The following is a 3,574-nucleotide window of genomic DNA, read 5'->3' as shown; positions in this document are numbered from 1 at the left end:
CCACGCGCCCGCCCGCACCGCCCGCCTTCGGGCCCCCCGCGGTCGCGGAGGCCGCCGCGCCGGCGCCGGCGCCCGCGCCGCGCCAGCCGGGCACGGAGGGCGAGGCCGCCGCGGCCGGCCCGATCACCGCGGCCCAGACCATCCGCGTCTCGGTGGATGTGCTGGAGGATCTGATGACCCTGGTCAGCGAGCTGGTGCTGACCCGCAATCAGCTGCTGCAGCTCGTGCGCGCCCGCAGCGACTCGGCGCTGACCGTGCCGCTGCAGCGCCTGTCGCACATCACCTCCGAGCTGCAGGAAGGCGTCATGAAGACGCGCATGCAGCCGATCGGCAATGCCTGGCAGAAGCTGCCGCGCATCGTGCGGGATCTCGCCAACGAGCTCGGCAAGAAGATCGAGCTGGTGATGCGCGGCGCCGAGACCGAGCTGGACCGCCAGGTGCTGGAGCTGATCAAGGACCCGCTGACGCACATGGTGCGCAACAGCGGCGACCATGGGCTGGAGACGCCCGAGCAGCGCCGGCAGGCCGGCAAGCCCGAGACCGGGCGCATCCTGCTCAACGCCTATCACGAGGGCGGGCACATCATCATCGAGATCGGCGATGACGGGCGCGGCCTCGCGGTCGAGAAGATCCGGGCCAAGGTGCTGAGCCAGGGCCTGACCACCGAGGCCGAGCTGGCCGGCATGAGCGAGCGGGAGATCCAGCGGTTCATCTTCCGCGCCGGCTTCTCCACCGCCGCGGCCGTGACCTCGGTCTCCGGCCGCGGCGTCGGCATGGACGTGGTCAAGACCAATGTCGAGAAGATCGGCGGCACCATCGACCTGCGCTCGATGGAAGGCAAGGGCACGACCTTCTACATCAAGATCCCGCTGACGCTCGCCATCGTCTCGGCGCTGATCGTCGAGGCCGGCGGCGAGCGCTTCGCCATTCCGCAGATCGGCGTGGTCGAGCTGGTGCGCGCCGGCGGCGCCGCCGAGAGCGCGCAGATCGAGCGGATCAACGACACGCCGGTGATGCGCCTGCGCGAGCGGCTGCTGCCGCTGGTCTCGCTGTCGCGGCTGCTGCAGCTGGAGCAGCGCGCCGATGCCGGGCCGGAGGAGGGCTTCGTCGTCGTCACCCAGGTCGGCGCCAATGTCTTCGGCATCATCGTCGACAAGGTCTTCGACACCGAGGAGATCGTGGTCAAGCCGGTGGCGCCGATCCTGCGCCACGTCACGATGTTCAGCGGCAACACCATCCTGGGCGATGGCAGCGTCATCATGATCCTCGATCCCAACGGCATCGCCCGCGCCACCGGCGTGGGCGCCGACGGGCCGAGCGAGGAGGCGGCGCGGGCGCAGGAAGGGCTGCGCGGCACCCGCTCGGGCGAGCGCACCGCGCTGCTGCTCTTCCAGGCCGGCGACGGCGCGCCGAAGGCGGTGCCGCTCGGCCTGGTGGCGCGGCTCGAGGACCTGCCGGCGGAGAGCATCGAGCATTCCGGCGGCAAGGCGCTGGTGCAGTATCGCGGCAAGCTGATGCCGCTGGTGCCGGCCGCGCCGGGCTGGATGATGCCGGAGCCGGGCCGCCGCCAGGCCGTCCTGGTCTTCAACGACCGCGACCGCGCCATGGGGCTGATGGTCGACGGCATCCTGGACGTGGTCGAGGAGCAGATCGTCATCGAGGGCGCCAGCGACCAGCCGGGCATCCTCGGCAGCGCGGTGATCTGCGGCAAGGTGACCGACCTGATCGACTGCTCCTGGTGGCTGCGGCAGGCCGGGGAGGACTGGTTCCGCCCCACCGGCGGCGACCAGACGACGCCGCGCGTCCTGCTGGTCGAGGACAGCGCCTTCTTCCGCCACCTGCTGATGCCGGGCCTGACCGCCGCCGGCTATGACGTGACGGCGGTGGACACCGGCGCGCAGGCGCTGCAGCTGCGCGAGCAGGGCGCCGCTTTCGACATCATCGTCTCCGACATCGAGATGCCGGATCTCGACGGCATCGGCCTGGCCCAGGCGGTGCGCGGCGCCGGGGCCTGGCGCACGGTGCCGATGGTGGCGCTGAGCGGCCGCAGCGATCCCGCGCTGATCCGCCGCGCCCGTGAGGCCGGCTTCAACGACTATGTCGGCAAGTCGGACCGCGAGGCGCTGATGGCGGCGCTGCGCGACGCCGTGGCCGCGCAGACCCCGTGCTGAGGAAACCACCGCGATGCATGCCCCGATGCCTTCCTCCGCCGGCCTGGTGCGGCCGCCGGTCCTGGCCGACGCCGCGGCCGAGATGTTCCTGACCCTGACGGTCGCCGGCCAGCTCTGCGGCGTGCCGGTGCTGTCGGTGCGCGACATCCTGGGCGCGCAGGTGATCACCCGCGTGCCCCTGGCCCCGCGCGAGGTGGCCGGCAGCCTGAACCTGCGTGGCCGAATCGTCACCGCGATCGACCTGCGGCGCCGCCTCGGCCTGCCGGAGCGGGCCGCGAGCGCCACCGCGATGAGCGTCGTCGTCGAGCAGAATGGCGAGCTCTACAGCCTTCTCTCGGATTCGGTGGGGGAGGTCCTGCCGCTGCGCACCGAAGGTTTCGCCGCCAATCCTCCGACGCTCGACCCGGTCTGGCGCGAGGTGTCGCGCGGCGTCCACCGGCAGGACGGGCAGCTGCTGATCGTGCTCGATGTCGACCGCGTCCTGGCGATCGGTTGAGGAGGAACGCATGGAAACGCCGACAACCTGCCTGGTGGTGGACGACAGCCGCGTCGTGCGCAAGGCCGCGCGCCGCATCCTGGAACGTCATGGCTTCGCCGTGCGCGAGGCGGAGAACGGCCTGCTGGCGCTCGAGGCCTGCCGCGCCGAGCTTCCGCGCCTCGTTCTGCTCGACTGGAACATGCCGGTGATGGACGGGCTGCAGTTCCTGAACGCGGCCCGCGCCGAGTTCGGGCCGGAGCGGCCGGTCATCATGCTCTGCACGACCGAGAGCGAGTTCGACCGCATCGTGCTGGCGCTCGCCGCCGGCGCGCAGGAGTATATCATGAAGCCCTTCGACGACGAGATCGTCACCGGCAAGCTGGTGCAGCTCGGCCTGCTGGCGGAGGATGTCGGGCCGTGAGCGCCTGGACCCCCGCCACGCCGCGCGCCGTGCCGGCCGGCGGGCCGATCCGCGTCATGCTGTGCGACGACAGCGCGACGGTCCGCGCCGCCCTCGGCCGCCTGCTGGAGACCGATCCGGGAATCCGCGTGGTGGCGCGGCCGGCGGATGGGCAGCAGGCGCTGGACGCCCTGCGCGACCTGGCGCCCGGCGAGCGCCCCGATGTCGTGCTTCTGGATCTCGAGATGCCGGTGATGGACGGGATGACGGCGCTGCCGCGCCTGCTGCGCGCGCAGCCCGGCCTCGCCGTGATCGTCGCCAGCGCGCTCACCCAGCATGGCGCGGCGGCGGCGATGGCGGCTCTGCGCGCCGGCGCCGCCGACTACCTTCCGAAGCCCGGCGCGGCGGGCGGCGGCATGGCCGACCCCGCCTTCCGCGCCGAGCTTCTGGCCAAGGTCAAGGGCTGGGCCCGGATGCGTCAGCCGCCCCGGGTCAGGCCGCCCGCTCCGCCGGCCATCGTGCCGC

General features: G+C 72.6%; 4 protein-coding genes. All 4 read left to right on the top strand.

Annotated features, from left to right (window positions below):
* Positions 1-2,171 (top strand): hybrid sensor histidine kinase/response regulator (locus ACVMLK_RS20275; RefSeq protein WP_457487448.1); only part of this gene is annotated, 2,171 nt, incomplete at its 5' end.
* Between the two features lie 13 nt (positions 2,172-2,184).
* The gene (locus ACVMLK_RS20270; RefSeq protein WP_457487447.1) at positions 2,185-2,667 is read left to right on the top strand and encodes a chemotaxis protein CheW; all 483 of its coding nucleotides are present in this window, start codon (positions 2,185-2,187) and stop codon (positions 2,665-2,667) included.
* A 10-nt stretch (positions 2,668-2,677) separates the two neighbouring features.
* A complete protein-coding gene (locus tag ACVMLK_RS20265) occupies positions 2,678-3,070 on the top strand; it encodes a response regulator (RefSeq protein ID WP_457487446.1) in 393 nt (130 codons plus the stop codon).
* A partial coding sequence (locus ACVMLK_RS20260) for a response regulator (protein ID WP_457487445.1) occupies positions 3,067-3,574 on the top strand: 508 nt, incomplete at its 3' end. The genes ACVMLK_RS20265 and ACVMLK_RS20260, both read left to right, overlap by 4 nt.

The sequence above is a fragment of the Teichococcus aerofrigidensis genome (genome assembly GCF_054073225.1).
The sequence above is the reverse complement of the archived record's forward strand: the minus strand, read 5'-3'. Positions and strand labels throughout refer to the sequence as shown.

Bases quoted from the DNA above. Each gene is read 5' to 3' on its own strand.
- ACVMLK_RS20270 (WP_457487447.1), top strand. From the start codon at position 2,185: ATGCATGCCCCGATGCCTTCCTCCGCCGGCCTGGTGCGGCCGCCGGTC.
- ACVMLK_RS20265 (WP_457487446.1), top strand. From the start codon at position 2,678: ATGGAAACGCCGACAACCTGCCTGGTGGTGGACGACAGCCGCGTCGTG.